Source organism: Stakelama portus (genome assembly GCF_003171655.1).
In the GTDB taxonomy this organism is placed as follows: Bacteria; Pseudomonadota; Alphaproteobacteria; order Sphingomonadales; family Sphingomonadaceae; genus Sphingomonas; species Sphingomonas portus.
The window spans coordinates 42,120-69,055 of the sequence record NZ_QFZL01000001.1 but is presented as its reverse complement, the minus strand read 5'-3'; the positions used below and the strand labels follow the sequence as shown (position 1 = coordinate 69,055).

Sequence of the window (26,936 nt, the reverse complement as noted above, 5' to 3'; positions counted from 1 at the left end):
ACCCGCAGCTAACTCGCCGGATCGTACAGGAACTCACGCAATTCCTGATCGCATCGGCACGCCGCCGCCAGCCGCGCGGCCCAGATCACTGCCGCATCGCGATCCGGCAATTCGAATACCGCAAAGCCGCCATTCAATCGGCTGCCCGGATATAGCTCGGCTGACGTCGCTCCGTCCGCAGCGACCTTTACCGGCTCGACACCTTCGTTGATCCCTCCGGCGAACACATAGACGCCGGCCGCCTTGGCCGCCGCGATCACCGCACGCGAATCGCGACCGGCTTGCTCCGGTTCGGCGTCGCTCAGCATCATCGCTTCGCTGGGGAACGAAATGAGATATTTGGTCATCGCCCGGCTTCCCTCATTTCGCGCTTCCGTCAGGCCGTCCGGCTGGCGCCATAGGGCGTCCCGTCCTTGCGGAAATAGCCATCGGGTCGAAACACCATGTCGATATCGGGATAGCTCCCGCCCTTGTCCCGCGGACCGGCGGCGATGGCCAGGAACACGCAATCGCCGTCGCTGCGATTCTGGAGATGATGGCCGTTCTCCACGCCCGCCGGGAATGCGATGCAATCGCCCGGCCGGATGACGGTCTCGCCATCCTCCTCGATCAGCACCGCCTCACCCGCCAGCATCACGACGAATTCGTCCTCATCGGCATGCCAGTGGCGCTGCGACGACCATGCACCCGGTTTCAGCGTGACATGGCTGACGCCCATATGCGCAAGGCCGCTGGCGGGCGCGAGCCGCCGATACCAACGCCCCGCAACCGGCGCGTCAAAGGGCGGCGGATAGCCGGTCGCATTTGTCTGGGGGATTGTATCGAGATCGAGCTTGGGCAATGCCGCCTCCCATGACCAATGCCCGGACCATGCCCGAAGTCGTCGAACTCACCAAGGCGCTGATCGCTGCGCAGAGCATCACCCCCGCACGCGGCGCGGTGTTCGACATACTCGAAGTGGCTTTGGTGCCGCTGGGCTTTGCGGTCGAACGCTTCACCAGCGGCGAAGAACCCGACGGGCCGGTCGAAAATCTGCTCGCGATCCGCGGCAGCGGCGGGCGGCATTTCGCCTTTGCCGGGCATCTCGACGTGGTTCCGCCGGGCAAGGGCTGGACCGGCGATCCCTTTACGCCCGAAGTGCGTGGCGACTTGCTTTACGGGCGCGGCGCGGTGGACATGAAGGGCGCGATCGCCGCCTTTGTCGCCGCGCTCGGCACAGTCGATGTCGACGGCACGGTCAGCCTGATCATCACCGGCGATGAGGAAGGCCCTGCGGTATATGGCACCCGCGCGCTGATCGATCGCATGCGTCAGGCGAATATCACGCCCGACTTGTGTCTGGTCGGCGAACCGACTTCGGCGCTGCGGCTGGGCGACACCGTGAAGATCGGGCGGCGCGGATCGGTCAATATCTGGATCGATGTTCCCGGCAAACAGGGGCACGTCGCCTATCCCCACCTCGCCGACAATCCGATCACGCGGCTGGTATCCGCCCTCGCTGAAATCGATGCGCTGGTGCTTGATGGCGGGACCGACTGGTTCCAGCCGTCGAATATCGAAGTCACCGATCTGGAGGTCGGCAATCCGGCGCATAATGTCATTCCCGGCCATGCGCAGGCGCGGCTCAGCATCCGCTTCAACGATCTGCACAAGGGCGCCGCGCTTGCCGAACGGATCCGCGCCATCGCGGTCCGCCACGCGCCCGAGGCAACGGTAACGGCAAAGGTTTCGGGCGAAGCCTTTCTTACCGAACCCGGAACATTGTCCGATCTGGTGTCGGGCGCGATCGAAGCGAAGCTGGGGATTACGCCCGAGCTATCGACCAGCGGCGGCACGTCCGATGCGCGCTTTCTGGTGGCGCTGTGCCCGGTGATCGAATTCGGCCTGCTCAACGCAACGATGCACAAGCTCGACGAAGCCGTCGCGCTGCGCGATCTACATGCGCTGACCGATGTCTATGCCGAGATGCTCAGGCGCGCTTTCGCCTGAGTCCGGCGCGCGCGTTCAGGCGCGCAGCTGCTGGACATTGGGCTGACGAACCCAGCTCAGAAATTCGGACTCGGCCATCGGCTGGGCAAAGACATAGCCCTGCAGCGCGTCGCATCCGATGACGCGCAGCACTTCGGCCTGTGCCTGAGTCTCGATACCCTCGGCAACCGCTTCGCGGCCCAGCCCATGGACCAGCCCGATCACCGCCTGCGCAATCGCCCGCGCCTCGCGGCTGTCGGCGACGTGCCGGATCAGGCTCTGGTCCAGCTTGATCCGGTCGACCGGCAATTCGCGCAGCCGCGTCAGATTGGTATAGCCGGTGCCGAAATCGTCGATCGCGATGATCGCCCCATCGGCGCGCAGCTCGGCAATCGCATCGATCACATCGTTGGAACAATGCATCGCCAGCGTTTCGGTGATTTCCAGTTCGAGCAGCGATGCCGGCGCGGACGCCGCATGCATCGCTTCGCGCAAGCGGCGGAAAAAGGATGCGTGGTCCAACTGGCGCGGACTGATATTGATCGCCAGCCGCTGCTCGACTCCCAGCTTGCTCCAGCGCGATATCGTCTCGGCAACGCTTGTCACCACCCATTCGCCGATCTCGACCATCAGGCCGATTTCCTCGGCCCGGTCGATAAAGGCGCCGGGCATTTTCAGCCCGTCGGGATGGCGCCACCGCAGCAATGCCTCGGCCGCGACGATATGCCCGTCGGCGGCGCTCAGCTGCGGCTGATAGACGAGCGCGAATTGCTGCTTGTCGACTGCGTCGCGCAAATCGCTTTCCAGCTGCGCCCGTTCGGCGATTTCCGCAGCAAGAATGTCCGTGAAATGCTCCGCCCGGCCGCGCCCCTGCCCCTTGGCATGATACATGGCGGCATCGGCCGCGCGCATCAGGTCGGTCAGGTTCGATCCATGTTCGGGGCGCAGCGCGATTCCGATCGAAGCCCCGATTTCGACTTGCTGATCGGCAAGGTCGAACGGTTCGGAAAGCGCGAACAGCATCGCCCGGCCCAGCCGTTCGGCATCGCGGATGTTCGGCAATTCGGGGAAGAACATCGTGAATTCGTCCCCGGCCAGACGCCCGATCAGCGGCTGGCGCCCGTCGCGTTCGGCGGCATAGCGTTCGGCGACCGCCCGCAACCGGTTGGCCACCATGCCCAGCAACATATCGCCGGTGGCATGGCCCAGCGTATCGTTGACCGTTTTGAATTTGTCGAGATCGATGAAATAGAGGCCGGCCACGGCATCGGGCGGCAATTCGGTCAGCATCCGTTCGACCGTACGGCGGAAATTGGTGCGATTGGGCAGGCCGGTGACCGGATCGAACATCGCCAGTCGCTGGACGCTTTCGAAATTGGCGTGAAGCTGGCTGAACAGCCCCGTCATCGCCGTCGCCAGCGGCGGCACGCATGCGGCGACCTCTTCGGGTATCTCGCTTTCAAGATCGCCATTCGCCGCGCGCGAAAGCCGTTCGATGGCGGCATCGATCGCACCGGCCGTGGCCGAAATCGTGCGTTCGGCCGAAGCCCAGCACATCGTTCCGCAGATGATCGCGACGATCAGCGCGCGCGCCGCGCTTTCCATGCTCAGCATGCCGTGCGACGTCGCCGTCAGCGCCAGAATAAAGGCCACGGCGCCGGCGCACATTGCAAAAGCGATAGCGCGACTTTTGAGCGAAAAGCCTTCCACCTTGCCCGACCGATCCCCCATCCGTCCTGCGCATGACGCAGCATCCATGGACCGCTGATTGCCAGACAAGAGTTAAGATTTTGATGGTGCCGACCGGGGACGCCGCAACACAATATATAGCGCGCCATGCCCGCCATGGCGCGGATGCGCGCCGCGCACCGCCGCGATCCGGTCGGCATGGCGCGAGGCGGCGAGCCAGTCATTGACGGCGGCCCGGATGGCACCGCGCGCATAGGGACGCTCGGCATCGGCACGCGGCGGCTTGCCGGTGATCAGCAACAACACCCGGTCGCCGCGCGCAATGGCGAAGGCCAGGCCGCGGTCGAGCCGGTCATAGGCGCCGTCGAGCGTGTGGCCGTGCAGGTCGATGCTGCTGTCGGGCGCCACCAGCCCGCGCGCCAGCCGCCGGTCCCAGCTCGCATCGAGCGTCGCCTGTGCCGGAATCGCGCGCTTTGGCGGCACGGTGGAAGCGGGCGGGCGCTGCGGCGGCACCCGGCCCTTGATGCGGGCATGCGGTGGCTGGGGAGCGGGCTCGGGCGCCGGATCGGGTGTCACCACCGGCTTCGCACGCGCATGCATCGGTTGCACCGTGGCGATCACCCGGTTCCACAACGCGGCTTCCTCGGGCGCCAGACGCCGCCCGGATCGGCTCACTGGCCGCCGAACCGCGCGAGCGTGCCGACCGGCAGGAGGAGGAATGCGGTCCCCCGCGCGGACATGCCGCCGGCAATCGCCCGTGCATCATCGCCCGCGCCCCAGAAGGTATCGAACCGGTTGGCGCCCTTGATCGCGCCGCCGGTGTCCTGAACCACCCACAGCCCGGTCGCATCGGTGCGATCCATCGACAGGAAGACCGGCGCGCCCATCGGCACGAATTTGGGGTCCGCCGCCGCGCTCGTCTGGCCGGTGACGGCATAGCCCATCGCGCCCAGCGGGCCCGGCCCGGTCAGTTCGCGGAAAAAGACCCAGCTCTTGTTCTCGCGCATGATCGCGCGTCCTTCGGCGGGATGGTCGCGCAGCCATTGCATGATGCCCTGCATGCTCGCCTGTCCGGGCGCGAGCAGGCCGCGATCGCGCATCAGCGCGCCGATGCCGGTATAGCTGCGGCCATTCTGACCGGCATAGCCGATCCGCATCACGCCGCCATCGGGCAGGCGCAGCCGCCCCGAACCCTGTACCTGCAGAAAGAACAATTCGACCGGATCATGTGCCCAGGCGATTTCGAGGCCGCGACGCGAAAGCGCGCCTTCCTCGATCGCGGCACGATCATAATAGGGGACCAGATTGGTGCCGTCGACGCGGCCGCGTATCTTCTTGCCCGCCAGATCGTCGGAAAACGCGCCCAGATCGACATCGATCAGATCGTCGGGCTTGCCATAGATCGGAACGTCATATCCCGGTCGCCGGTCGCGCGAACCGGCGATTTCGGGCTCGTAATAGCCGGTGGCGAATGCCGCGCCGTCGGCGATCTGCACCGCTTCGAAATAGCGGGCGAAGAAATTGCGTGCGTCGGTCGCAGGCCAGTTCTGCGCAGCCTGGCACGAGGCCGCCCAGTCCGCCGGCCGGGTCAGCCCCGACTGGTCGGTACGGCGGCTCAGCGAACCACAGCTGGTGCGATAGGCGGCAAGCGCGCGCGCCGCGCCGTCGTCGCTGATCGGCAGCGATGCGACATTCGGTCCGGCGATCACGCCCGATCCGGCCGCGACATCGGCGCCTGCGGGCGCGGGCGGCGCAGGCGCTGCAGCGATTGGCGTGGCGGGCGTCGGCTGACGCACCGGCACTTCGTTCACGGGCGCATGAGGCGAACCGCCATAGGGCGCCGATCCATATCCGGCGCCCGGCGGGACCAGCGATCCCGAACAGGCACCCAGCAGCATCGCCAGTGCCGCCACACCCCATCCGCGCATGCGTCGTCCCCCTGTCATCCGACCGGACCGGTCAGGCTTCGTCGGTTTCCGCGAGTTTCCAGTTGGGATCGTCGCTGCGCAGCGTCCGCGCGAAGGTCCAGATATCGTGGGTTTCGACGGCATCGCTCATCGAACCGGCAACCACATTGCCGTCCGCATCGCGCGTGACCGCGGCAATATCGGCATCGAAGCGCACCGTGATCCGGGCATTGCGCCCCTCGACCTGCGCGTCGACGATCTTTGCGGTTTCGATCGAGACCAGGCGGTTGTCGAGCGTGTGACCGGCTTCCTTGCGCTCGGCGATGGCGGCGGAGAAACCCTCGCGCACATCATCCTCGACCAGCCATTTCAGCGTTTCCTCGTCTCCCGACCAGAACGCCTTGAGGATCATTTCATAGGCCGATTTCGCACCATCGATGAATTGCGCGACATCGAAGCTCGAATCGGCGGCGATCACTGCGCGCAGACCGGGTTCGGCGTCGGATTCGACATTGCGCGAACCGGGCTCGCGCGCTTCGGGAGCCATGTCGATGGTACGCGGCATCGGCTGCGCCGGCGCGCGTTCCTCAGCCGCCTTGGGCAGCGGCTGCTGCTCGTGCCCGGTGCGTTTGCCGAGTACCGAATAAAGGCGCAACGCCAGAAAGGCAGCAACCATTGCGAACAGGACGATATAGAAAGTGGACACCACGCCTCCGAAACCTTTGACGCGTACATAGGCCTTTGCGGCCATTGTTTCAAATATGCGCAACAGTGTGCCGTTGAACTGGCGCGAACCGCCTGCTACGCGCGGCCACCAATTACCAACGCGCCTGCGCGCAAGGTATTTCCGCAGAGACAAGAAGGATTTTTCGATGGCTGAGACCGCCAGTGCCGATCCGACCGGCACCCCCCAGCCCAATGGCGCCGATACCAGCCCGGTCGCGGGCGTGATTTCGCAATATGTGAAGGACATGTCGTTCGAAAATCCCGGCGCGCCGGGGATTTTTCAGAAACAGGGCCAGCCCGGTTTCGACGTCCAGTTCAACATCGGGTCGAATCAGGTCGGCGACGACACCTATGAAGTCGCGCTGAAGATCGAAGTCCGTGCCGAGGTCGAAGGCCAGACCGCATTCCTGGTCGACCTCACCTATGCTGGCCTGTTCGGCCTGCGCAACATTCCGCAGGAACATATCGAACCGTTCCTGCTCGGCGAAGCGCCGCGCATCCTGTTCCCCTTCGCGCGCCGCGTGCTCGCCGATGCCGTGCGCGACGGCGGTTTTCAGCCGCTGATGCTCGAGCCCATCGATTTCAACGCGCTCTATCTTCAACAGCGCGCCGAACGCGATCAGCAGAACGCTCCGGCCGGCGAAGGCGTCGGCCAGGCCTGATCCACAATCTGGCGGGGGCCGCTGACCGATGAATCTCGCAAAGACGCTGGGATCGGTCGGCGGCCTCACGCTGGTAAGCCGCGTACTCGCGCTGGTACGCGATTCGCTGCAGGCGACCTTTGTCGGCGCAGGCTTTGCGTCGGACGCGTTTCTCGTCGCCTTCCGCCTGCCCAACATGTTCCGCGCGCTGTTCGCAGAGGGCGCCTTTTCCTCTGCCTTCATTCCGATGTTCAATCGCCGCGTCGCCGAAAAGGGCGAGCTCTCGGCAGGGCTCGATTTCGCCGAGCGCGCCATGGCGGTGCTGCTGCCGGTCCTGATTCTCTTCACCATCGTCATGATCGCCGCCGCATGGCCGATCACCTGGGCGCTGTCGGGCGGGTTCAACGATCCGACGCCGGAACAATTCGCCTATGCCGTGACGCTTTCGCGCATCACCATCCCCTATCTGGCGCTGATCAGCATCGTCTCGCTGCTCGGCGGCATATTGAATTCGCTTCATCGCTTCTGGGTCAATGCCGCCGCGCCGGTGCTGCTCAATATCGCGATGATCGCCGGCCTGTGGTTCTTTCATGGCACCGATGCCTATGAAACCGCGCGGGTTCAGGCGATTTCGGTCACGGTCGGCGGCGCGCTTCAGCTCGGCTGGCTGATCTGGGCGTGCCGCGGCGCGGGCGTGAAGCTACGGCTTCGCATGCCGCGTATCGACAAGGATATCGGCCAGTTGTTCAAGCTGATCCTGCCCGCCGCCGCCGGTGCGGGCGCGGTCCAGATCAACCTGCTGATTTCCACGGCGCTGGCGGGCAGCCTGCTCGCCCCCGGCGCGATCAGCTATATCTATTATGCCGACCGCCTCAATCAGCTGCCGCTCGGCCTGATCGGCATCGGGCTTGGCACGATCCTGCTGCCGACGATTTCGCGCCAGCTGGGCGAAGGCAAGGACGACGAAGCGATGGCGATGCAGAATCGCGGGATCGAACTGGCGCTGTTCCTCACCCTGCCCGCCATGGTCGCGCTGATGGTCGTTGCCGAACCGATCATCCGCACGCTTTTCCAGCATGGCCGCTTCGACGCCGCCGATACCAGCGCCACTGCGATGACGCTCGCCGCCTTCTCGATCGGCCTGCCCGCCTATGTGCTGATCAAGGTGCTGACGCCGGGCTTTTATGCGCGCGAGGATACCCGCACGCCGGTGCGCTTCGCGATGATCGCAGTGGCGGCGAACATTGTCGGCAATCTGATCCTCATTCCCACCATCGGCTATGTCGGCCCCGCGCTCGCGACTGCATTGTCGGCGTGCATCAACATGGCGCTGCTCTATGCCACGCTGAAGAAGCGCGGCCATTTCACTGCCGATGCGCGCCTGCGGCGTCGCGTTCCCCGCCTCGCCCTAGCGGCGGTCCTGATGGGCGTCGCGCTGTGGTTCGGCGAGCAGCTGATCGAACCCTGGACGACCGGCGGCTTCTGGGTCCGTGCCTTCGGCATGCTGCTGCTCGTCGGCGTCGGCGCGGCGATCTACGGCCTCGCCTGCCTGATCACCCGCGCCTATCTGATCAGCGACCTGAAGGCGATGGTGCGGCGAAGCGGCTGACCCTCTGGCCTCGCGCACTTCCCCCTGCGCACGCGCATGACTATATTCGTTGCTGCGCCATGACTCGCCCGTCTCCCTTCCGTTTGCGGATCGCCGCGACATTTCTGCTGCTGGCGAGCATCGTCGCGCATGCATTGACGCCGGTGAGCCTGCCCGATCGGGTGCGGCACGGCTCTGCGTTCAATCCCACCACGGTCGAAGTTGCCCTGGGCCCCCAGCGTTATGCGCAAAAGGCTCTGGCGCAACGCTCCGCTCCATTGCCCGATCCGCGTCCCGGCACGCCGCCTGTGCTTGCAACCGCGTCCGTTTCGCCGGTTTCGGCTTTGCGCATCGTCGTGCCTGCCACAACTTTCGACGTAGCGCCGATCGCGCTTTTCGACGCCAGCGAAGGCGTTCCGCCTCCGGCACACGCGCCGCCGCGCGCCTGAATCGATCCGCCGCGCGGCACAGCCGCGCGATCGAACCAATTCAACAAGAGAACCGGGATGCGCGACAAGCACTCCGGGAATCAGCAGCGCGATCTACGGCGCGCGGAGATTGAAGCGATGCTTCTTCGGCATAGCTCGCTGACAAGGGCAGAGATCGATCGGATCGCCCGATACATCAAACGCGATGCATCGGCGCTCGATCATGGTCTGCGCTCGTCCGGAAACGCGCGGGATGCCTATCGCGACTTTCATGCCGCGCACCTTCACCGGTCCGATTCGGTTCTGCGGAACCGGGTGGTGCTGGGCGTCGCGATATTGCTGATTTCCCTGATCGTGATGCTGCTCTGGGATATCGGGCGCTAGCCCCCCGGTGCAGACAGGCCACCGACCCTGTTGCCACTTCAGGGTCGGTGGCCGATCGCCCATTCGCGGACGGAAAGGCAAATTCGTGACAGGATCCGCAGAGTCATTCGAACCGATCGAGCTGGAAAATCCGGCCGGTCCCAACCTCGCCTTTGTCGGGCGCAAATTGTTCGACGGCGAGTATCACGATCTCGGCTTTCTGCGGATCTACGAAACGCAGGGCGGTCAATATGTGCTGCGCCAGCGCTGGAGTCGCCGCCCCGGCGAGATATTGCTCGACCGGCTGGAAGTGCGCGGCACGCTTGATGCCCTCGTCGCCTTGCTGAAACCCGGGAAATCGGCAAGCGCCGTTCGCAGGGCGCTGGGGATGACCGATACGATCACCATCGACTGATCGGCGGCGCGCCGCCGATATCGCCAACCCCATGGCCCCGGGGGGATCGCCGTGCCGAGCCGCAGCGCGATGCCGTCGGGCCGGCCGGCTGAGGGGCCTGGCGGGCGGCTATCTCAGGCCGCGTTGGACGGCGCCTGCAATATCCAGCGATCGCGGCCTTCGAACCCCATCGCGGTCAGCGGTCCGCCGGCAAATGCGCCGGTATCGATGCCGATCCGGTGCGCGAATTGCTCGACATCCTCGCTGACCGTGTGGCCATGGACCACAACCTTGTCGAGCGTGCCGCGATGATCGAGAAATTCCTCGCGTATCCAGCGCAAATGCGCCGTTTCCTGTTCGTCGAGCGCGCGGCGGGGATCGATCCCGGCATGAACGAAGGCATAGTCGCCCAGCACGATCATATCCTCGAAACCGCGCAGGAATTCGACATGTTCGACCGGCACCGCCGCCTGTGCCCGCTCCAGAAGCTCGGAATATTCGCAGCTGGCGTATACCGATGCCGGAATGCCATAGCTGAGCAGCGTTTCGCGCCCGCCGATGCGATTGAAGAACCGCAGCGCCTTCTGGCTTCCCCCCAGTACGGCCAACAGCACTTCTTCGTGATTTCCCAGCAGAAACCGGATCGTACCCGGCGTGCTTGCCTCGGCAATCTCGCGCAGGCGCTCGACCACTTGCGCGGAATCGGGACCGCGATCGATCAGGTCGCCCAGAAAGATCACCGTGGTTCGGGCGGGCCCGCGCGCTTCATTGTCGGCTTCGATCCGCGACAACAGGTCTTCAAGCTGCTCCAGCATCCCGTGCACGTCGCCCACCGCATAAACGCGCTGTCCCTCGGGCAATTGCGCCGAGGGGCCCTGGCGCTGCGGGCGGGATCGGGAAAATAATCTGGTGATCATCGACACTTCGTCTGATTCGAACAATATGAGCGGGTGGCCGTCACGATTCCACGGCTTTTGCCTGCGACTGAAAGATCAGGCGCGGTTACACAAATTGCAATTGTGTAAGATAGGGGGATAATGCCGAAATGACGCCATTTTCGTACAAGTGTTGTTTCCGGAACATCCTCTCCGCATGCGCCGCGCTCGCTGCGCTCGCGGCATTTCCCGGCCAGGCCATGGCGCAACAGGACGCCGCCGCGTTCGAACCGTTCCGCGCAGTGGAAATGAAACTGGCGCGGATCGGATACCGGCTGACGACGGCCAATGTCGCACTGTGCGACCGGCTCCAGCCGGCAACGGGAATTCAGCTGCACACGCTCGATCAGTTCGATTCGGGCGATCGCGACGCGGCCAAGGCCTATTTCGGCTTTGCCAGCGAAGTCGCGATCGAAGGCATTGTCGAAGGCAGCCCGGCCGAGGCCGCGGGGCTGTTGCCCAATGATTCGATCCTGTCGATCGGACCGGTCGTGATTGCCGATACCCAGGGCGAACCGGGCACCACCGATCGGCTCGTCGCGGTACAGCTCGCGCTTGCCGATCTGCCGCCCGACCAGCCGATCGCAGTAAAGGTGATGCGCAACGGCGAAGTGATCGAAACCGTGATTCACCCCGTCCCTGCCTGCCGGTCGCGCTTCGAAATACGCTTTGCCGATGATATGGATGCGAGCGCCGACGGCACCATGGTGCAGGTCAGTTCCCGCTTTCTCGAGGAATATCCCGAATCCTGGCTGCCGCCCGTGGTGGCGCATGAATTCGCGCATAATGTGCTGCACCATCGCGAACGGCTGGAGGAACGCGGCGTCGCCTGGGGCATGTTGTCGGGTTTCGGCGGCAGCGTGAAATATTTCCGTCAGTCGGAGATTCAAGCCGATATCCTGTCGCTCTCGCTGCTGCGCAATGCCGGCTATGATCCGGCGGTCTCCATTGCCTATTGGAAAAGTTTCGGACCGAAATATGCCGGCGGCATCCTGCGCGCGCGTACCCATCCGAACTGGCGCGACCGCGTGGCGACGATGGAGCATGAGCTGGCACGGATGGAAACGGTGAGCGATCTGCCCGAAATTCCCCCCATCCTCGCTTCACGCGATCGCCCGCTCGACGGCAACTGGCGGGCGATTCTGATCCGCCACTGACGTCCGGAGTCGCGGCTGTGCGCGATCAGGCGCTGTAAAAGTCGCGATACCATTTGACGAAGGCAGGAATGCCTTCGCTGGGCGGTGTCTCCGGCACTTTGCCGATCAGCTGTTGCAGCAGATCGGACGAGGCATGCGTAGCGAGCACATCGCCCGGCTGCATCGGCATGAAATTCTTGATCGCCGGCTTGCCCAGTGCGCGTTCGAGCTCGGCGATATAGTCCATCAGCCTGGTCGGGGTGCCGCCGCCGATATTGACCACACGGAAAGGCGCGACCGGCGAGAGGCTGTCGCCTTCCAGCGCCGGCTGTGCGCCGGGGATACAGCTCACCAGCGCGACGACCGCATCGACCAGATCCGCGACATACGTGAAGTCGCGTTCCATCTCGCCATTATTATACACGTCGATCGGACGATCCTCGAGGATCGCCTTGGTGAATTTGAACAGCGCCATATCGGGCCGGCCCCAGGGCCCATAGACCGTGAAAAAGCGGAAAAAGGTCGCCGGCACGCCGAAAAGATGGCTGTAGCTATGCCCGAGCAGCTCGGTCGAACCCTTGGTCGCGGCATAGAGGCTGACCGGGGTCTGCGTCCGCTGGGTTTCGGCAAAGGGCATGTCGGTATTGGCGCCATAGACCGAACTGGTCGATGCCACGAGCAGATGCTTGAGCGGATTGTGGCGCGCGAGTTCGAGCACGTTGAACGTGCCGATGATGTTGCTCGCGACATAGCTTTCCGGGTGATCGATGCTGTACCGCACGCCCGCCTGTGCGGCGAGATGGATCACGACATCGGGGCGAAAGTCGCGCCACACCGATCCGAACGCTTCCATATCGTCGATCGACACCCGCGCGACCGCAAAGTGCGGATGGTTCGACAACAGATCGTTGCGCGCTTCCTTCAGCGCGACATCGTAATAGGAACCGAAATTATCGACTCCCAGCACGGTCGCGCCGCGCTGCAACAACTCGCTGGCGGTGTGGAAACCGATGAAACCGGCCGAACCGGTAACCATCACGCGCAAACCGTCCAGATTCATGCATTCCCCCGATTGCGGAAGACCAAAGGGGCCGCGATACGCATGCGCGACGGTCTATGGCCGCGGGCTGTGCCCGATCGACCCGCGCAAATCCAGTGTCTTCCCGCCCAAGGCGTCAGCTCGCCAGCCGAAGCGCCGCGGCATTTGCGGCCGGGCTCGCCTGATCCGGCCAGATGCCGCGCGTGTCATAGACTCGCTTGTCGGCGCGTTCGTCGAGCGGCACCGATTTGAAGACATCGTGATCGACCAGCACCACGAACATCGGACAGGTTTCGATCGCGGTATCGATATCGATCAGTTCGGCCCCGGTATCGGCAAAGACATCGGGAAGTTCGCGGGCATAGGGTTCGACGATGCGTATGCGGCTGCCATGTTTCCGCGCCAGTGCGGCGGCGACCTTCATCGCCGGGCTTTCGCGGAAATCGTCGATATTCGCCTTGAACGCCAGGCCCAGGCACGCGACCGGCGCGCCGGGCATCGATTCGAGCAACGCTTCGGCGCGCGCGATAGTATGTTCGACCTTTCCGTCATTCACTTCGCGCGCAGTGCGGATCAGCGGCGTCGCATCGGGCGCCGAATGGACCAGGAACCACGGATCGACGGCGATGCAATGACCGCCGACACCGGGTCCCGGCGACAATATGTTGACGCGCGGATGGCGATTGGCCAGCCGGATCACTTCCCACACATCGACGCCCATCTTCTCCGCGACGATCGACAATTCGTTGGCAAAGGCGATGTTGACGTCGCGAAACGCATTTTCGGTCAGCTTGGTCATTTCCGCGGCCTTGGCCGTGGTGGTGACACAGGCCCCGCGCACGAACCGGCGATAGAATTGCAGCGCCTTGCGCGCGCAACGCGGCGTGATGCCGCCGATCACCCGGTCATTGTCGATCAGCTCGACCAATATGCGGCCGGGCAGCACGCGTTCGGGGCAATAGGCAAGCGCGATATCGGCGCTGCCGGCGCAATGGCCGGGAATCTTCAGATCGGGGCGCAGTTCCGCCAGCAGGTCGCTGACCGCTTCGGTGGTGCCGACCGGCGATGTCGATTCGAGGATCACGATGTCCCCGGCCTTGAGCACGGTGGCGACATTGGTCGCGGCCTTGAGCACATAGCCGATGTCGGGTGCGTGATCCTCGGCAAAGGGCGTCGGCACCGCGATGACGAAGACATCGGCGGGCTCGATCTTCAGCGACGCGCGCAGCGTGCCGCGCGCGACCACACCGGACACCAGACCGTCGAGGTCGATCTCCTCGATATGCACCTTGCCCGAATTGACCGTATCGACGACATTTGCGTGCACATCGACGCCCAGCACATTGGCGCCGCTGCGCGCGATCACCGCCGCCGTGGGCAGGCCGATATAGCCCAGCCCCAGGACGACGACGTTGAGTTCCGAGTCCGAAATCATGCGCGACGCTCTCCGCAATCCAGTCAGCGGCATGGCGCGCCGCGCACGGATGCGCGCGCGGACCCTTGCCGTTCGACGCCCCTTGTCTTCGAACAGGGTTTAGATTTCGGAAACGAAACCGCGCATCGTCGCAGGCCGACACAGGCAATGCGCAATTATGGCACCAGACCGCTTCGCGCCGCGACCTCGCTCGACGACGCGATGCGAGTCAAACTTCGATCGAGCGAGCCTTTGACGCCGATCAGTGAAACAGGAACAGGGCGCTCCAGCCCAGTATCAGATAGACAATCAGCCCCCAGATCGCAGCCATGTAAAATTCCCATAGCTTCCGCCGGTAGCCGGCAACCCCAAGGGCAATCAGCGCCACCAATACAGGCGTGGAAAGAATGACAAACGGACCGAGCAGCAGCGAGAGAATCCAAGCCCGGTTGCTCAGAGGCTCGCTCGCCCGCCCCGCCCGCTCTGCCTGATCCACGGCAACTTCGGCTTCGATGCGATGACGATCGGATTCAGCGATGTTCCGCAACGCGAGTTCGGCGCGCGCCGCAGCCATCGCTTCGGGCTCAAAGCCGTCGGCTTCGCCCGAATTGGCAATGCGAAACAGGTCCTCAACCTGCATCCGCGCCATCGCGGCGCCAAAATCACGAGCCACGGCCACTCCCCCTGCGGACCTCGATGCAATGCCGTCCATGATCTCCGAACGCGCCCCATCCAGATGTTGCAAACCACTGTTCTGCACAAGAGATATTGGCCAGAGCTGCGGCGTGCCCGATGCAAATCGCTTCGCCGTCACTATAGTGCAGATCGCTATCGACACGGTCGAGGACGATCGAGTGGGGACCTGGTACGTCTCGTCAGGTTTCGCGCACTTCCCCCCGCCGCCGCGCGCCGCTACAGCGCCGCCATCCCGAGCATATCGAATAGCGGCGGCGCCCCGCTGCACGGGATCCACGACCGGTCCAACGGTCGAACGGTCAATCGGGCGCGGAGTGATGAATATGCGCGTCGTTTCCGGCATTCAGACCACCGGCAATCTCCACCTCGGCAACTATCTGGGTGCCATCAAGCAATGGGTGGAAATGCAGGGCGCTCCTGAGCTTCAGGGGGGCGAATGCCTGTTCTTCCTTGCCGACCTCCATGCGCTCACCGGCAATATCAGCCCGGCCGAGCTTGCCAACTCCACCGTCGAAATGGCCGCCACGCTGATGGCCGCCGGGATCGATGATCGCGCCATCCTGTTCAACCAGGCGCGCGTTCCCGCCCATGCCGAGCTGTGCTGGATCCTCCAGGGGACCGCGCGGATGGGCTGGCTCAACCGGATGACGCAGTGGAAGGACAAGGCGGGCAAGAACCGCGAAGGCGCCAGTGTCGGCCTGTTCACCTATCCGGTGCTGCAGGCAGCCGATGTGCTCGTCTATCAGGCGACGCATGTCCCGGTCGGCGAGGATCAGAAACAGCATCTTGAGCTCGCCCGCGACGTCGCGACCAAGTTCAACACCGATTTCGATGTCGAGCTGTTCCCGCTGCCCGATCCGCTGATCAGCAAGGCCGCGCCGCGCATCATGTCGCTGCGTGACGGTTCGGCGAAGATGAGCAAGTCCGATCCGTCGGACATGAGCCGCATCAACCTGATCGACGATGACGACACCATCGCCCAGAAATTCCGCAAGGCGCGGACCGATCCCGAAGCGCTGCCCGACAATTTCGACGCTCTGGCCGAACGGCCCGAAGCGAAGAACCTTGTCACAATTTATGCCGCGCTGTCGGATCGCGATCCGCAAAGCGTCGTGGCGGAATTTGCAGGCCAGGGTTTCGGATCGTTCAAGCCCGCGCTTGCCGATCTGGCGGTGTCGGTGCTCGGGCCGATCCGCGACCGGCTGACGCAATTGCTCGACGATCGCGCGGCGGTGCAGGCCAATCTGGCAAGGGGGGCCGAACGGGCGACCGCGCTCGCCGAACCCACGCTAAGAGCGGCGCAAAAGGCCGTCGGATTGCAAATCTGACCCGACTCTCCCCGGGCATGGCTCGGGGAGGGATTTTCCCGGTCCACCATCGCGCAAATCCGCCGGCGCGTCGGCCGCTCCTTGAAAAACAGGCCGGTCCTGTCAGCAACTATGGGGTGAGCGGCAGCGGCGGGGGTCGGGTGCCTCCGTCGGCGCTTTCCGGGGTTCGGCGCAGCGAGGCTCGCCACTGGACGCCGCCCACCCCCGTTCCATGGCACTGGGGTCCACGGAACGAAACGCTTACGCCTACACAACCCTCGGAAAGGCGGAGTCTCAGCCTTCCAGTTTACGCAGCAACGTGCGGACCGCGCCGTCGATCTCGCCGTCCTTGCCGCGCAGATCCTCGATCCGGCGGACGGCATGGATCACCGTCGAATGGTCGCGATTGCCGAATTTGCGCCCGATTTCGGGCAGCGAGCGCGTCGTCAGCCGCTTGGCCAGATACATGGCGATCTGACGCGGGCGCGCGATCGCAACCGCGCGGCGTTCCGAAATCAGGTCGAGCTGCTTGACGTCGAAATGCGCCGAAACCGCACGCTGGATCTCGTCGATCGTGATGCGCCGCTGCACATGGCGCAGCACTTCGCCCAGCGTCTGCACCGCGAAATCGATCGTGATCGCTTCGCCGTTCAGCTGCGCATAAGCGAGCAGGCGATTGAGCGCGCCTTCGAGTTCGCGGATATTCGACGTGATCCGCGCCGCGAGCAGTTCGATCACTTCCTCGGGCACCGCGACATCGGGCATATCGGCCAGCTTGCGCTGCAGGATCGCGCGGCGCAGTTCGAGTTCGGGCTGGCGGATATCGGCAACCAGACCCGATCCCAGCCGCCCGGCCAGCTGCGGCGTGAAGCCTTCGAGCGCCAGCGGCGCGCGATCAGCCGCGAACACCAGCCGCTTGCCCGATCCCATGAACTCGTTGACGGTGTGGAAAAATTCGTCCTGCGTCGCGTCCTTGCCGCCGATGAACTGCAGATCGTCGATCATCAGCAGGTCCGCGCCGCGCAGCCGCGCCTTGAACGCCAGCGTGTCGCGCGCCTTCAGCGCGCGGACGAATTCGAACATGAAACGTTCGGCGGGCATATAGATTGCCGACATGCCCGGATTGTCGGCCAGAAAAGCCTGGCCGATCGCGTGCATCAGGTGCGTCTTGCCCTGTCCGGTCGTGCTGTGAAGATAAAGCGGGCTGAACCGCGGCGCGCCCGATTCGGCGAGCGCACGGGCCGCGTTGAACGCCACGCGGTTCGATCCGTCGACCACGAAGCGATCGAAAGTGAAGCGTGGGTCGAAACGGCTGCTTTCCGCTTGGGTCAATGGTTCGGGTTCAACCCGACGCGCTTCGTTGCTGGTGGCAGTGAGCACGCGGTGCGGCTGCGAATCGGACAGCGTTTCGATCGTTACGCTGGAAACGCCGGGCAGCTCGCCGCGAAATTCGAGCAGCAGCCGCTCGGCATAATGATTGCGGACCCACTGCGCCATGAAATCGGACGGCAGGCCAAGGCGAATCGCCTCGGCATCGCCATCGTCGATCAGTTCGACAGGCTTGAGCCATTGATCGAACAAACGCTGTCCGGCCGAACGGCGCAGATTGCTCCGCACGCTCGCCCAGGCTTTCGCCACCGGGTTCATCGTATCCGATTCCAAGGTACGCGCCTGCGTCACTGCGTTTCACCCCCTCGTCTGCGGCCGATTTCCCGGCATGCTCTCAGCGCAAAACCTCTCCCCAGCCGGAATCGCATCCGCTGTCGCTACAGGCTCTGCTTTGGTACCCGACAGCGAGATTTTCGCGTCGGGAGGGTCGTTGTAGAAACGCTGCTCTGAGTCGGGCAAGAGCGGGTGCGTAAAGAAAGTGAAATATGCCCGGTTGACTCGCGACGAAGCTAGGATTTCCGTTAAATTATTTCACAAGTCACTGAATATATTGCGTTTTTAGACACCCGTCCCGGTTTGGACCGATGCGACTCGCGGAACTCCCTAGACATTTCCGCGCACATGTCACGCAAGCGTAACAATTGAGTCGGCACGCAGCAAAAAACCCGCCGGATCTTCATCCGACGGGTCGATCCCGCATGGGTATCTGCAAGCAGTCCGTCGACGCTCAGCCGAGCGCGACGAGACGCTTGTTGAGGCGCGAGAATTTGCGCGCTGCGGTGTTCTTGTGAAGCACGCCCTTGGAAACGCCACGGGCCAGCTCGGGCTGCACTTCGCGCAGCGCGGCGGCGGCCGCTTCCTTGTCGCCGGCGGCCAGCGCCGTCTCGACCTTCTTCACATAGGTGCGGATACGGCTCACACGAGCGCCGTTGATGTCCGCGCGACGCGCGTTGCGCCGGATACGCTTCTTCGCCTGTGGCGTATTCGCCATGCCGTCCTCGAAATTCTGCTATGCGGGATGGACGCGAAACCAAAGCCTCTCGTCCGGGAAAGCGCGCCCCTTAACGGCTGTGGCGACAACGGTCAACCTTCATCGCTGGCATTTGCTGCACCAAAAGGTGGATCTTCCCCCGTCGACGCGCCGCTGAACGGTCGCTCCGCAAAGGCATGCCTCGCCCTCACGCCCATAGACGCGCCATTGTTTGGCGAAATAGCCAAGCTCGCCATCGGGCCGCGCATAATCGCGCAGCGTCGATCCCCCCGCCTCGATCGCGGCGAGCAACACTTCGCGAATCGCATCGACAAGCTTTGCCAGCCGGGGCCGCGTGATTCGCCCCGCCGCGCGATCGGGCGCGATGCCCGCCATGTGCAGCGCTTCGCAGACATAGATATTGCCGAGCCCCGCGACGATTCGCTGGTCGAGCAGCAACGCCTTGATCGGCGCGATTCGCCCCTCGAACGCAGCGGCGAGATGGGCGGGAGTGAAATCCGGCCCGAGCGGTTCGGGTCCCATCGCGGCAAAGGGCGGCCAGGTCGCGAGATCGGCCGTCGGCACCAGATCGACCGACCCGAAGCGCCGCGGATCGTTGAGCGCCAGCCGGTGCTGCGCGGTTTCGAGGATCAGATGATCGTGCGTAAGCGTCTCTGCGGGATCGATTCGCCAACGGCCCGACATCCCCAGGTGAAAGATCATCGTGTCGCCGCGATCGGTGTCGATCAGCCCATATTTGGCGCGCCGCCCCAGCGACACGACACGCGCGCCCGTCATCCGCTGTCCCAGATCGGGTGGAAACGGACGGCGCAGGTCGCCGCGGCGCAGAATCAGCCGCGCGATCGCCTGCCCGTCAAGGACAGGTGCCAGACCGCGTACCGTGGTTTCGACTTCGGGAAGTTCGGGCATTTGATCAATCGCGCTAAGCCGGGTTTGCCGATGCCGCAAGCTATGGCTAGAGCGAGCCGGTCTGCCCTCCAACACCGAGTGCCCCATGAACGACACCGTTTCCTTCGGATATGAGGACGTCGCCCCGGACGAAAAGACCCGCCGCGTCGGCGAAGTCTTTTCCAATGTCGCTGCACGCTACGATCTGATGAACGATGCCATGTCGGGCGGGCTGCACCGGGTGTGGAAGGATGTGTTCGTGCGCCGAGTCAAACCGCGCGCGGGCGAGCATATTCTCGACATGGCGGGCGGCACCGGCGACATCGCCTTTCGCATGGCGCCTTCGGGCGCGGCGATCACGGTCGCCGACATCAATCCCGAAATGCTCGAAGTCGGCATGGAGCGCGCGGCAAAGCGCGGCTTTGACGGCATGGTGTGGACCGAAGCGAATGCCGAGGAACTGCAATTCCCCGATCGTTTCTTCGACGCCTATACGATCGCATTCGGCATCCGGAACGTGACCGACATTCCCAGGGCACTGCGCGAGGCGCATCGCGTGCTCAAGCGGGGCGGACGGTTCTACGTCCTCGAATTCTCGACCACCCAATGGCCGGGCTTTGCCGAAATCTATGACAGCTACTCGCACAAGCTGGTGCCCAAACTCGGCAAGCTGCTCGCCAACGATGCGGACAGCTATCGCTATCTGATCGAATCGATTCGCCGTTTCCCCGACATGCCGACCTTTGAGGCGATGATCGCCGATGCCGGTTTCGTGCGGACGAAGGTCGAACCGATGCTCGGCGGGCTGGTCGCAATCCATAGCGGCTGGAAGATCTGACCATGGCGTCCGACTTTTCGCGCTCCCCGGTCGGGGAGAAGTGACGCGATGACGTCTCCCGTCGTCCATTTCTGGCGGCTGCTCAAATGGGGCCGCACGCTCGCGCGGCACGGCGCGCTCCGGGGGATCGAACGCGATCGCAACACGCCGCGCCCGGTGCGGCGGCTTGCGCGGATCGCCCGGCTCGGCGCCCGTGTGCCGGCAGAGCCGCGCTATGCCGATGCGTTTCAGGCGATCGGCCCGGCGGCGATCAAGCTTGGCCAGACGCTCGCGACGCGCCCCGATCTGATCGGCGAATCCGCGGCAAGGGATCTGTTGCGGCTTCAGGATGCACTGCCGCCGCTGCCGTTCGAATCGATCCGCGCGCAGATGGAGGCCAGCTTCGGCCGCCCGCTCGACACGCTGTTTTCCGAAATCGAGGAAAATCCGATCGGCGCCGCTTCGATCGCGCAGGTCCATCGTGCCGTCACCACCGATGGCCGCCAGGTCGCAGTGAAAGTGCTGCGCCCGGGCATCGAAACCGAATTCTCCCGCGCCATCGAAACCTATGAATGGGCCGCCGCGCAGATCGAAACGATGGGCGGCGAAGCGGCGCGGTTGCGGCCCCGGCTCGTCATCGACACGTTCAAACGCTGGACGATGCGCGAGCTCGACCTGCGCCGCGAAGGCGCGTCGGCCTCCGAACTTGCCGAAGGCATGCAGGCCGAGCCCGATTTCATGGTTCCCGCGATCGACTGGGAACGCACCACGGGCAAGGTGCTGACGCTCGAATGGATCGACGGGATCAAGCTGTCCGACCGCGCGGCACTGATCGCGGCGGGCCAGGACGTGTCGGCGCTGGGCGGAAAGCTGGTTCGCGCATTCCTGCGTCAGGCGATCGCCGAGGGTTTTTTCCACGCCGACATGCACCAGGGCAATTTGTTCGCGCTCGCCGACGGACGGATCGCCGCGATCGATTTCGGCATCATGGGCCGGATCGACCGGCGCGCGCGGGTGTGGCTTGCCGAGATTCTCTATGGCCTGATCACCGGCAACTACAAGCGCGTGGCCGAAATCCATTTCGAAGCCGGCTATGTTCCCGCGCATCATAATGTCGCCGAATTCGCGACCGCGCTGCGCGCAGTGGGCGAACCGATGCGCGGCCTGCCGGTCAAGGACATGTCGATCGGCATGATGCTCGACAGCCTGTTCAACATCACGCGCGATTTCGACATGCAGACCCAGCCGCACCTGTTGCTGCTGCAAAAGACGATGGTGATGGTCGAAGGCGTGGCGACCGGGCTCGATCCCGACATTAACCTCTGGGACACCGCCGCCCCGTTCGTGCGCGAATGGATCCGTACCGAGCTGGGCCCCGAAGCCGCCGTGGCCGACCGGCTGATCGAGGATTTTCGGACGCTGTCGCGCCTGCCGCAACTTGTGCGCAATATCGAACGGCATTTCCCGACGCCGGGCGGCGCACCCCCTGCCCCGCCGCTGCGGGAGATCGAGCGGATACGCATCGGCGGCATCCGCTATATCATCGTTGCGGTGTTCTCCGGCGCGCTCGGCGCCGCAGCGACGTTGCTGCTGTTCCGGTGAACGCCCCGACGCCCTTCTGGCTCGCCGTGCCGACGCGCTTTGCGCGCATGAAGCCCGCGGCGGCGCGAGTCGCGATCGGGCTGGTGGTTTTCCTGCTGCTGCTCAGCCTCACGGCATTGTGGATTGGCAATCCGCCTGCAATCACGGCGGCCAGCCAGACCGATCGCGCACCGACCGATCTGGCGCTTTATGATCAGATCGTCGCCGGGGTGCGGCATGGCGGCAATTATTATGACGTGACGGCACAGGCGCTGCGCGCGGGCGATTATCCGCTGCGTCCCTTCGTCACCTTCCGTCTGCCCGGGCTTGCAGTGATCGAGGCCGCATTGCCGCCGCTGGCGATCCGCGTCCTGCTTTATGCGCTGGCATCGCTGACTGCCTTTGTCTGGCTGACCCGGCTGATGCCGATGCTGTCGCGACTGGCGCCGCGTATTGCCGTCGTCATCCTGCTTGCCGGATCGATCCTCGCCTTTGTCCAGCCCGAGCTGGCGGCGTTTCATGAGATATGGGCGGGCTTGCTCGTCGCATTGTCGCTGGCGCTGCGCAGACCCGGCCGCTGGATCGAAGCCGTCGCGCTGGGGCTGGCGGCGATGCTGATCCGCGAAACCGCCCTGCTCTATGCGCTGGTAATGGCGCTTTTCGCATGGATCGAGGGGGAACGGCGCGAAGCGATCGGCTGGGCCGCCGCGATCGCGGTCTTCGCCGCGGTGATCGGCGTCCATGCCTGGGCAGTCGCTCAGGTCACCGGGCCGCTCGATGCCGCCTCCCCCGGCTGGCTGGGGATGCAGGGTTTCGGCCTGTTCGTGAAGTCGCTGGTGCTGGCGACCGCGCTTCAAATGCTCCCGCTCTGGCTGGCGGCGTTGCTGATCGGCCTGGCGCTGCTCGGATGGTTTGCGTGGGATGATCCGATGGCGCTGCGGATGGTGGCGCTGCTCGGTGTCTGGGCCGCGCTGATGAGCGGTTTTGCGCGGATCGACACCTTTTATTGGGGGCTGATCGTCGCCCCGATATTCCTGACGGGCCTCGTATTCGTGCCCGATGCGCTGCGCGACCTGTTCGCGCGGGCGCTCGACAGGCGACGCGTGCGGGTCCAGATAGTCCAGCGATGAAGCGTATCCTGTTGATCGTCGGCGGCGGCATCGCTGCCTATAAGGCGTGCGAGCTGATCCGGCTGTGTCGCAAGGCCGAGATTGCCGTGCGCTGCGTGCTGACCAAAGGCGGCGAGCATTTCGTCACGCCGATGACCCTTGCCGCGCTTTCCGAAGCGCCGGTCCATACCAGCCTGTGGGACCTGAAGGACGAGGCCGAAATGGGCCATATCCAGCTGAGCCGCGAGGCCGACCTGGTCGTCGTCGCGCCTGCAACGGCGGATATGCTCGCGAAAATGGCGGCTGGCATCGCCGATGACCTTGCCACCACCCTCCTCCTCGCCACCGATAAGCCGGTGCTTGCCGCGCCGGCGATGAATGTGCGGATGTGGGAACATGCCGCAACCCGCCGCAACGTCGCGCAGCTGCGCGCCGATGGCGTCGCGTTTGTCGGTCCCGATCAGGGCGCGATGGCGTGCGGCGAATTTGGCGAAGGGCGGCTTGCCGAACCCGAAGCGATTCTGGCAGCCATTCAGGCGCAACTGGGTGGCATCGAAACCGCCGGCCAACTGACCGGCAAGCGCATTCTGGTCACTGCCGGGCCGACGCATGAGCCGATCGACCCGGTCCGCTATATCGCCAACCGCTCCTCGGGGCGGCAGGGCTATGCGATTGCGGCCGCGCTCGCCGCACTGGGTGCGGAGGTGACGCTGGTTTCAGGGCCGGTGACGCTGCCGACGCCGCGCAATGTTCATCGCGTCGATGTCGAAACCGCGCAGGAAATGGCCAATGCGGTCGCCGCCGCGCTGCCCGCCGACGCCGCCGTGATGGTTGCCGCCGTCGCCGACTGGCGCGCCGATGCTTCGGATCAGAAGATCAAGAAGACCGAAGGCATGCCGACGCTGTCCTTGAGCGAAAATCCCGATATCCTCGCGATGCTCGCCAAAAGCCCGCGCCGCCCGGGCCTGCTGATCGGCTTTGCCGCCGAAACCGAACGCGTCGTCGAACACGCCACCGAAAAACGGGCACGCAAGGGCGCGGACTGGATTGTCGCGAACGATGTTTCGGGCGACGTGATGGGGGGTGAGGCAAACAGCATTCATCTGGTCACGGCCGACGGAATCGAGCATTGGGAGCGCATGCCCAAAGCCGATGTCGCCAAGAAACTCGCGCAAAGGATTGCCGATGCGCTGTAAACATGCCTGGATACTGCCGCTGCTGATGCTCGGCGCCTGTTCCGAACTGCATACGGTCGCGCTGCCCGACCCGGGGCTTTATGGAGAGACTTTCGGCAAGGCGCCGCGCGCGGATGTCCGCACGCTGATCGTCGTCCTCAATGGCGACGGCCTGCCCGACGAACGCGCCGATGCGCGGCAATTTGCCGAAACCGCAAGCGAGACGATCCCCGAAAGCGCCGCAGTCGCGCTGCTGCGCCCCGGCTATGCCGATGCGCAGGGCCATCGCTCGCCCGGCGAACGCGGCGGCGACACGGGCGACAATTATACCGATGACCGGCTGAGGACGATCGGCGATGCGATCGCTGCCTATCGTCAGCGCTATCCCAAGGCCAATGTCATCGTCGTCGGCGATTCGGGCGGCGCAGCGATCGCCGCCAATCTGGCCGGTATCCGCCCGGACCTGGTCGACGGCGTCGTGCTGGTCGGTTGCCCCTGCACACTGCCCGAATGGCGCGCCTATATGGAGCGAAAAGCCCCCGACAAGCCATGGGAACAGCCGGTCGCGAGCCTCGATCCGCTCAAGACCGCGGGCGGTATTTCGCCGACATTGCGCGCCGCGATCATCGTCGGTGCCGACGATAGCGTCACTCCGGTGCAGTTTTCGCGCTCCTATGCCGAGGCGCTGACGCTGCGCGGCATCGCGACGGATTATCGCATCCTGCCGGGACGCGGTCATGCCATATTGAACGATCCCGAAGTCGTGGCGGCCACCGGTCGCCTGGCAGCTTCGCTGCCGGAGGAATCATGATGCGCCCGATCGACATCGCGATCCTGCGCCTTCCCCATGGCGAGGGGCTGCCGCTCCCTGCCTATGCGACGGACGGCGCCGCTGGCATGGACGTGGTCGCTGCCGAAACGCTCGAACTGGCGCCGGGGGCCCGCCATGCAGTCGCCACCGGCTTTGCGATGGCGATCCCGGACGGCTATGAAGTGCAGGTGCGCCCGCGCTCGGGCCTTGCGCTAAAGCACGGAATAACCTGCCTTAATGCGCCGGGAACGATTGACTGCGACTATCGTGGCGAAGTGAAAGTGATTCTGGCCAATCTCGGCGATCAGCCGTTCCCCATCGCGCGCGGCGACCGCATTGCGCAGCTGGTGCCTGCACCGGTTCAGAAAGCGGTTTTCACTCCGGTCGACAGTCTGGACGAGACTCGGCGCGGCACCGGCGGCTTCGGATCCACCGGCCAATGAAATGGTTCCTTGCGTTCGTGATGCTGGTGACCGGCACCGGCGCGCACGCGCAGACGGCCACCATAGACTGGTCGTCGCTGCCCGACCTTCCCTATCGCGCTCCGCCGCAGGTTTCGCGCGAAATGCACGTCTTTGCCCATAACGAAGCGACGACCCGGCACTGCCGCGCGGAAAAATCGGCGCTGGGCCGGTGGCGGATGCGGGTGGATCTGGCCGTGCTGGTCGACGGCGCGGGATTCGTGCGCGTGGTGGTGCCGCGCGCGATCGATTGCCCGACGGTCGAACAATATGCGGCGGGCCTGGCTTCGGCATTTGCCCAGAACAACCTGCTTCCGCGCGAGACCGCCGCGCCGCAATGGTATCGCACGAGCCTGGTCTTCGTCTGGCCGCAATGACAATTCTCAGCGACGAAGAGCTCGAACGTTATGCCCGCCATATCGTGCTCAAGGAAATCGGCGGCGCGGGCCAGACGCGGCTGAAGGCGGCGCATGTGCTGGTGGTCGGCGCGGGCGGGATCGGGTCGCCGGCGATCCAGTATCTTGCAGCGGCGGGCGTGGGAAAGCTGACCATCGTCGATGACGACCGGGTCGATCTTTCCAACCTGCAGCGCCAGATTTTGTTCGTCGCGCGCGACGTCGGCCATGGCAAGGCGATGGTCAGCGGCATGCGCGTGTCGGCGCTCAATTCGCATGTCGATGTGCGGGTGCATTCGCGCCGGATCGACGCGTGCAATGTCGAATCGCACGTCCGAAACGCCGATGTGGTGCTCGACGGTACCGACAATTTCGCCACCCGCATGCTGGTCGCCGATTCCTGCCTGCGCCATCATGTGCCGCTGGTATCCGCTGCCGTCGGCGAATTCGAAGGCCAGCTCGGCGTGTTTCGCGGCTGGGAGGCGGACAAGCCCTGCTATCGCTGTTTCGTCGGCGCCGATCCCGAACGGCCGGGCATAAGCTGTTCCGAACAGGGTGTGCTCGGCGCGCTGACCGGTGTGATGGGCAGCCTCGCCGCGCTGGAAGCGATTCGCGCGATCACCCGGTTTGGAGAGGACAGCGCGGGCAAGCTGCTGCTGTTCGATGCACTGGCGCTGCGGTTTCGCACGCTCGCCCTGCCCAAAGATCCGGGATGTCCGTCCTGCGCGGCCTGACGATCATCGTCGTCAGCGGCGATCCCGAGCGTTTCCGCGCGGCACTAACGCTGGCCTGTGCGCAGTCGGCGCTGGGCGGCGGCGCACGCCTGTTCGCGCATGAGGGCGCTGCGGCGCTATTCGTGGCGGGCGAAGAGGAAGACGCGGCGGCGCTAAAGACGCATGGCCTGCCGACGCGCAGCGACTTGCTGGCAATGGCGGTCGAGGCCGGAGTCTCGCTGATCGCCTGTCAGACCGGGCTCGCCATCGCCGGACATCAGGCAACCGATCTGCCGCCCGGCGTCGAAACCGGCGGCATGATCGACATCCTCGCCACATTGGGCGAGGACCGGCTGGTCACGATCTGAAAAGCGG

The 26,936-nt window shown here is 64.6% G+C and carries 30 protein-coding genes; 17 read left to right on the top strand and 13 right to left on the bottom strand.

Features of this window, described 5'->3' with window-relative positions:
• Nucleotides 1-8: 8 nt before the first annotated feature.
• Nucleotides 9-347 carry a transcription initiation protein gene (locus DKB74_RS00335; protein ID WP_109806145.1) on the bottom strand — a complete coding sequence of 113 codons (339 nt, stop codon included), beginning with the start codon at nucleotides 345-347 and terminating at the stop codon, nucleotides 9-11.
• 29 nt (nucleotides 348-376) lie between these two features.
• On the bottom strand, nucleotides 377-841 hold the full coding sequence (locus DKB74_RS00330) for a cupin domain-containing protein (RefSeq protein WP_109806144.1): 465 nt from the start codon (nucleotides 839-841) through the stop codon (nucleotides 377-379).
• A gap of 11 nt (nucleotides 842-852) precedes the next feature.
• Between DKB74_RS00330 and dapE the strand changes: the two genes are divergently transcribed.
• On the top strand, nucleotides 853-1,989 hold the full coding sequence (gene dapE / locus DKB74_RS00325) for a succinyl-diaminopimelate desuccinylase (protein ID WP_109806143.1): 1,137 nt from the start codon (nucleotides 853-855) through the stop codon (nucleotides 1,987-1,989).
• 15 nt (nucleotides 1,990-2,004) lie between these two features.
• On the opposite strand, the gene DKB74_RS00320 is transcribed toward dapE, so the two are convergent.
• The 4 genes from DKB74_RS00320 to DKB74_RS00305 form a co-directional block, all read right to left on the bottom strand.
• Nucleotides 2,005-3,678, bottom strand: a complete 1,674-nt coding sequence (locus DKB74_RS00320; protein WP_109807018.1) for a putative bifunctional diguanylate cyclase/phosphodiesterase — start codon at nucleotides 3,676-3,678, stop codon at nucleotides 2,005-2,007.
• Between the two features lie 72 nt (nucleotides 3,679-3,750).
• A complete protein-coding gene (locus DKB74_RS00315; RefSeq protein WP_109806142.1) occupies nucleotides 3,751-4,332 on the bottom strand; it encodes a Smr/MutS family protein in 582 nt (193 codons plus the stop codon).
• A complete protein-coding gene (mltA, locus tag DKB74_RS00310; protein ID WP_109806141.1) occupies nucleotides 4,329-5,585 on the bottom strand; it encodes a murein transglycosylase A in 1,257 nt (418 codons plus the stop codon). The genes DKB74_RS00315 and mltA overlap by 4 nt, the downstream gene beginning before the upstream one ends.
• Nucleotides 5,586-5,616: 31 nt before the next feature.
• A complete protein-coding gene (locus DKB74_RS00305) occupies nucleotides 5,617-6,315 on the bottom strand; it encodes a Tim44/TimA family putative adaptor protein (protein ID WP_145960907.1) in 699 nt (232 codons plus the stop codon).
• A gap of 121 nt (nucleotides 6,316-6,436) precedes the next feature.
• Here DKB74_RS00305 and secB point away from each other — a divergent pair, with 121 nt between their 5' ends.
• The 5 genes from secB (at nucleotide 6,437) to DKB74_RS00280 (ending at nucleotide 9,725) form a co-directional block, all read left to right on the top strand.
• The gene (gene secB, locus DKB74_RS00300) at nucleotides 6,437-6,952 is read left to right on the top strand and encodes a protein-export chaperone SecB (RefSeq protein WP_109806140.1); all 516 of its coding nucleotides are present in this window, start codon (nucleotides 6,437-6,439) and stop codon (nucleotides 6,950-6,952) included.
• 28 nt (nucleotides 6,953-6,980) lie between these two features.
• A complete protein-coding gene (gene murJ, locus DKB74_RS00295) occupies nucleotides 6,981-8,540 on the top strand; it encodes a murein biosynthesis integral membrane protein MurJ (protein WP_109806139.1) in 1,560 nt (519 codons plus the stop codon).
• Between the two features lie 59 nt (nucleotides 8,541-8,599).
• Nucleotides 8,600-8,968, top strand: coding sequence for a hypothetical protein (locus DKB74_RS00290; RefSeq protein WP_145960866.1), 369 nt, complete (start codon nucleotides 8,600-8,602; stop codon nucleotides 8,966-8,968).
• 117 nt (nucleotides 8,969-9,085) lie between these two features.
• The gene (locus DKB74_RS00285) at nucleotides 9,086-9,331 is read left to right on the top strand and encodes a hypothetical protein (protein ID WP_145960865.1); all 246 of its coding nucleotides are present in this window, start codon (nucleotides 9,086-9,088) and stop codon (nucleotides 9,329-9,331) included.
• A gap of 85 nt (nucleotides 9,332-9,416) precedes the next feature.
• Nucleotides 9,417-9,725 (top strand): hypothetical protein, encoded by a 309-nt coding sequence (locus DKB74_RS00280; protein ID WP_109806136.1) that lies wholly within the window; start codon nucleotides 9,417-9,419, stop codon nucleotides 9,723-9,725.
• Nucleotides 9,726-9,838: 113 nt separating this feature from the next.
• Here the strand turns inward: DKB74_RS00280 and DKB74_RS00275 are convergent, their stop codons facing one another.
• Nucleotides 9,839-10,621: a metallophosphoesterase family protein gene (locus DKB74_RS00275; RefSeq protein ID WP_109807016.1), complete on the bottom strand. Its 783-nt coding sequence runs from the start codon at nucleotides 10,619-10,621 to the stop codon at nucleotides 9,839-9,841.
• 128 nt (nucleotides 10,622-10,749) lie between these two features.
• Between DKB74_RS00275 and DKB74_RS00270 the strand changes: the two genes are divergently transcribed.
• Nucleotides 10,750-11,796: a M48 family metallopeptidase gene (locus DKB74_RS00270; protein ID WP_145960864.1), complete on the top strand. Its 1,047-nt coding sequence runs from the start codon at nucleotides 10,750-10,752 to the stop codon at nucleotides 11,794-11,796.
• Nucleotides 11,797-11,821: 25 nt separating this feature from the next.
• On the opposite strand, the gene DKB74_RS00265 is transcribed toward DKB74_RS00270, so the two are convergent.
• The 3 genes from DKB74_RS00265 to DKB74_RS00255 all read right to left on the bottom strand — a co-directional run bounded on the left by DKB74_RS00265 (nucleotide 11,822) and on the right by DKB74_RS00255 (nucleotide 14,940).
• Nucleotides 11,822-12,835, bottom strand: coding sequence for an NAD-dependent epimerase/dehydratase family protein (locus DKB74_RS00265; protein WP_193504325.1), 1,014 nt, complete (start codon nucleotides 12,833-12,835; stop codon nucleotides 11,822-11,824).
• 115 nt (nucleotides 12,836-12,950) lie between these two features.
• Nucleotides 12,951-14,249 (bottom strand): UDP-N-acetyl-D-mannosamine dehydrogenase, encoded by a 1,299-nt coding sequence (gene wecC, locus DKB74_RS00260; protein ID WP_109806134.1) that lies wholly within the window; start codon nucleotides 14,247-14,249, stop codon nucleotides 12,951-12,953.
• A gap of 241 nt (nucleotides 14,250-14,490) precedes the next feature.
• Nucleotides 14,491-14,940, bottom strand: coding sequence for a hypothetical protein (locus DKB74_RS00255; RefSeq protein WP_145960863.1), 450 nt, complete (start codon nucleotides 14,938-14,940; stop codon nucleotides 14,491-14,493).
• 307 nt (nucleotides 14,941-15,247) lie between these two features.
• Here DKB74_RS00255 and trpS point away from each other — a divergent pair, with 307 nt between their 5' ends.
• A complete protein-coding gene (gene trpS / locus DKB74_RS00250) occupies nucleotides 15,248-16,252 on the top strand; it encodes a tryptophan--tRNA ligase (RefSeq protein ID WP_109807014.1) in 1,005 nt (334 codons plus the stop codon).
• Between the two features lie 273 nt (nucleotides 16,253-16,525).
• Here trpS and dnaA read toward each other — a convergent pair whose 3' ends face one another.
• From dnaA to mutM, 3 genes are all read right to left on the bottom strand, one after another.
• Nucleotides 16,526-17,878 carry a chromosomal replication initiator protein DnaA gene (gene dnaA / locus DKB74_RS00245; protein ID WP_239987381.1) on the bottom strand — a complete coding sequence of 451 codons (1,353 nt, stop codon included), beginning with the start codon at nucleotides 17,876-17,878 and terminating at the stop codon, nucleotides 16,526-16,528.
• 469 nt (nucleotides 17,879-18,347) lie between these two features.
• Entirely contained in the window at nucleotides 18,348-18,611 is a 264-nt protein-coding gene (gene rpsT, locus DKB74_RS00240) for a 30S ribosomal protein S20 (RefSeq protein WP_109806131.1), read from the bottom strand.
• Nucleotides 18,612-18,710: 99 nt separating this feature from the next.
• Nucleotides 18,711-19,520, bottom strand: a complete 810-nt coding sequence (gene mutM / locus DKB74_RS00235; protein WP_109806130.1) for a bifunctional DNA-formamidopyrimidine glycosylase/DNA-(apurinic or apyrimidinic site) lyase — start codon at nucleotides 19,518-19,520, stop codon at nucleotides 18,711-18,713.
• 85 nt (nucleotides 19,521-19,605) lie between these two features.
• Between mutM and DKB74_RS00230 the strand changes: the two genes are divergently transcribed.
• Genes DKB74_RS00230 through DKB74_RS00190 form a run of 9 tightly spaced genes read left to right on the top strand, consistent with a single transcriptional unit; the run spans nucleotide 19,606 to nucleotide 26,929 of the window.
• Complete coding sequence (locus tag DKB74_RS00230) at nucleotides 19,606-20,337, top strand: class I SAM-dependent methyltransferase (protein WP_109806129.1); 732 nt, start codon at nucleotides 19,606-19,608, stop codon at nucleotides 20,335-20,337.
• Between the two features lie 48 nt (nucleotides 20,338-20,385).
• Entirely contained in the window at nucleotides 20,386-21,918 is a 1,533-nt protein-coding gene (ubiB, locus tag DKB74_RS00225; RefSeq protein WP_109806128.1) for a 2-polyprenylphenol 6-hydroxylase, read from the top strand.
• Nucleotides 21,915-23,027, top strand: a complete 1,113-nt coding sequence (locus tag DKB74_RS00220; RefSeq protein WP_109806127.1) for a hypothetical protein — start codon at nucleotides 21,915-21,917, stop codon at nucleotides 23,025-23,027. The genes ubiB and DKB74_RS00220 overlap by 4 nt, the downstream gene beginning before the upstream one ends.
• Complete coding sequence (gene coaBC, locus DKB74_RS00215) at nucleotides 23,024-24,202, top strand: bifunctional phosphopantothenoylcysteine decarboxylase/phosphopantothenate--cysteine ligase CoaBC (protein WP_109806126.1); 1,179 nt, start codon at nucleotides 23,024-23,026, stop codon at nucleotides 24,200-24,202. The genes DKB74_RS00220 and coaBC overlap by 4 nt, the downstream gene beginning before the upstream one ends.
• A complete protein-coding gene (locus DKB74_RS00210) occupies nucleotides 24,192-24,992 on the top strand; it encodes an alpha/beta hydrolase family protein (RefSeq protein ID WP_239987312.1) in 801 nt (266 codons plus the stop codon). Before coaBC ends, DKB74_RS00210 begins: the two co-directional genes overlap by 11 nt.
• The gene (gene dut / locus DKB74_RS00205; protein WP_109806125.1) at nucleotides 24,989-25,435 is read left to right on the top strand and encodes a dUTP diphosphatase; all 447 of its coding nucleotides are present in this window, start codon (nucleotides 24,989-24,991) and stop codon (nucleotides 25,433-25,435) included. Before DKB74_RS00210 ends, dut begins: the two co-directional genes overlap by 4 nt.
• Nucleotides 25,432-25,830: a hypothetical protein gene (locus tag DKB74_RS00200; RefSeq protein WP_109806124.1), complete on the top strand. Its 399-nt coding sequence runs from the start codon at nucleotides 25,432-25,434 to the stop codon at nucleotides 25,828-25,830. Before dut ends, DKB74_RS00200 begins: the two co-directional genes overlap by 4 nt.
• Nucleotides 25,827-26,582 carry a HesA/MoeB/ThiF family protein gene (locus DKB74_RS00195; protein WP_109806123.1) on the top strand — a complete coding sequence of 252 codons (756 nt, stop codon included), beginning with the start codon at nucleotides 25,827-25,829 and terminating at the stop codon, nucleotides 26,580-26,582. The genes DKB74_RS00200 and DKB74_RS00195 overlap by 4 nt, the downstream gene beginning before the upstream one ends.
• Nucleotides 26,561-26,929, top strand: a complete 369-nt coding sequence (locus DKB74_RS00190; RefSeq protein ID WP_109806122.1) for a DsrE/DsrF/DrsH-like family protein — start codon at nucleotides 26,561-26,563, stop codon at nucleotides 26,927-26,929. The genes DKB74_RS00195 and DKB74_RS00190 overlap by 22 nt, the downstream gene beginning before the upstream one ends.
• Nucleotides 26,930-26,936 lie beyond the last annotated feature (7 nt).

Bases quoted from the DNA above. Each gene is read 5' to 3' on its own strand.
- DKB74_RS00190 (WP_109806122.1), top strand. From the start codon at position 26,561: ATGTCCGTCCTGCGCGGCCTGACGATCATCGTCGTCAGCGGCGATCCC.
- dapE (WP_109806143.1), top strand. From the start codon at position 853: ATGACCAATGCCCGGACCATGCCCGAAGTCGTCGAACTCACCAAGGCG.
- DKB74_RS00230 (WP_109806129.1), top strand. From the start codon at position 19,606: ATGAACGACACCGTTTCCTTCGGATATGAGGACGTCGCCCCGGACGAA.
- coaBC (WP_109806126.1), top strand. From the start codon at position 23,024: ATGAAGCGTATCCTGTTGATCGTCGGCGGCGGCATCGCTGCCTATAAG.
- DKB74_RS00290 (WP_145960866.1), top strand. From the start codon at position 8,600: ATGACTCGCCCGTCTCCCTTCCGTTTGCGGATCGCCGCGACATTTCTG.
- DKB74_RS00335 (WP_109806145.1), bottom strand. From the start codon at position 347: ATGACCAAATATCTCATTTCGTTCCCCAGCGAAGCGATGATGCTGAGC.
- murJ (WP_109806139.1), top strand. From the start codon at position 6,981: ATGAATCTCGCAAAGACGCTGGGATCGGTCGGCGGCCTCACGCTGGTA.
- DKB74_RS00200 (WP_109806124.1), top strand. From the start codon at position 25,432: ATGAAATGGTTCCTTGCGTTCGTGATGCTGGTGACCGGCACCGGCGCG.
- DKB74_RS00285 (WP_145960865.1), top strand. From the start codon at position 9,086: ATGCTTCTTCGGCATAGCTCGCTGACAAGGGCAGAGATCGATCGGATC.
- dut (WP_109806125.1), top strand. From the start codon at position 24,989: ATGATGCGCCCGATCGACATCGCGATCCTGCGCCTTCCCCATGGCGAG.
- DKB74_RS00210 (WP_239987312.1), top strand. From the start codon at position 24,192: ATGCGCTGTAAACATGCCTGGATACTGCCGCTGCTGATGCTCGGCGCC.
- rpsT (WP_109806131.1), bottom strand. From the start codon at position 18,611: ATGGCGAATACGCCACAGGCGAAGAAGCGTATCCGGCGCAACGCGCGT.
- DKB74_RS00255 (WP_145960863.1), bottom strand. From the start codon at position 14,940: ATGGACGGCATTGCATCGAGGTCCGCAGGGGGAGTGGCCGTGGCTCGT.
- DKB74_RS00265 (WP_193504325.1), bottom strand. From the start codon at position 12,835: ATGAATCTGGACGGTTTGCGCGTGATGGTTACCGGTTCGGCCGGTTTC.
- DKB74_RS00275 (WP_109807016.1), bottom strand. From the start codon at position 10,621: ATGATCACCAGATTATTTTCCCGATCCCGCCCGCAGCGCCAGGGCCCC.
- secB (WP_109806140.1), top strand. From the start codon at position 6,437: ATGGCTGAGACCGCCAGTGCCGATCCGACCGGCACCCCCCAGCCCAAT.
- mutM (WP_109806130.1), bottom strand. From the start codon at position 19,520: ATGCCCGAACTTCCCGAAGTCGAAACCACGGTACGCGGTCTGGCACCT.
- DKB74_RS00195 (WP_109806123.1), top strand. From the start codon at position 25,827: ATGACAATTCTCAGCGACGAAGAGCTCGAACGTTATGCCCGCCATATC.
- dnaA (WP_239987381.1), bottom strand. From the start codon at position 17,878: ATGAACCCGGTGGCGAAAGCCTGGGCGAGCGTGCGGAGCAATCTGCGC.
- wecC (WP_109806134.1), bottom strand. From the start codon at position 14,249: ATGATTTCGGACTCGGAACTCAACGTCGTCGTCCTGGGGCTGGGCTAT.
- DKB74_RS00305 (WP_145960907.1), bottom strand. From the start codon at position 6,315: ATGGCCGCAAAGGCCTATGTACGCGTCAAAGGTTTCGGAGGCGTGGTG.
- trpS (WP_109807014.1), top strand. From the start codon at position 15,248: ATGCGCGTCGTTTCCGGCATTCAGACCACCGGCAATCTCCACCTCGGC.
- DKB74_RS00270 (WP_145960864.1), top strand. From the start codon at position 10,750: ATGACGCCATTTTCGTACAAGTGTTGTTTCCGGAACATCCTCTCCGCA.
- mltA (WP_109806141.1), bottom strand. From the start codon at position 5,585: ATGCGCGGATGGGGTGTGGCGGCACTGGCGATGCTGCTGGGTGCCTGT.
- ubiB (WP_109806128.1), top strand. From the start codon at position 20,386: ATGACGTCTCCCGTCGTCCATTTCTGGCGGCTGCTCAAATGGGGCCGC.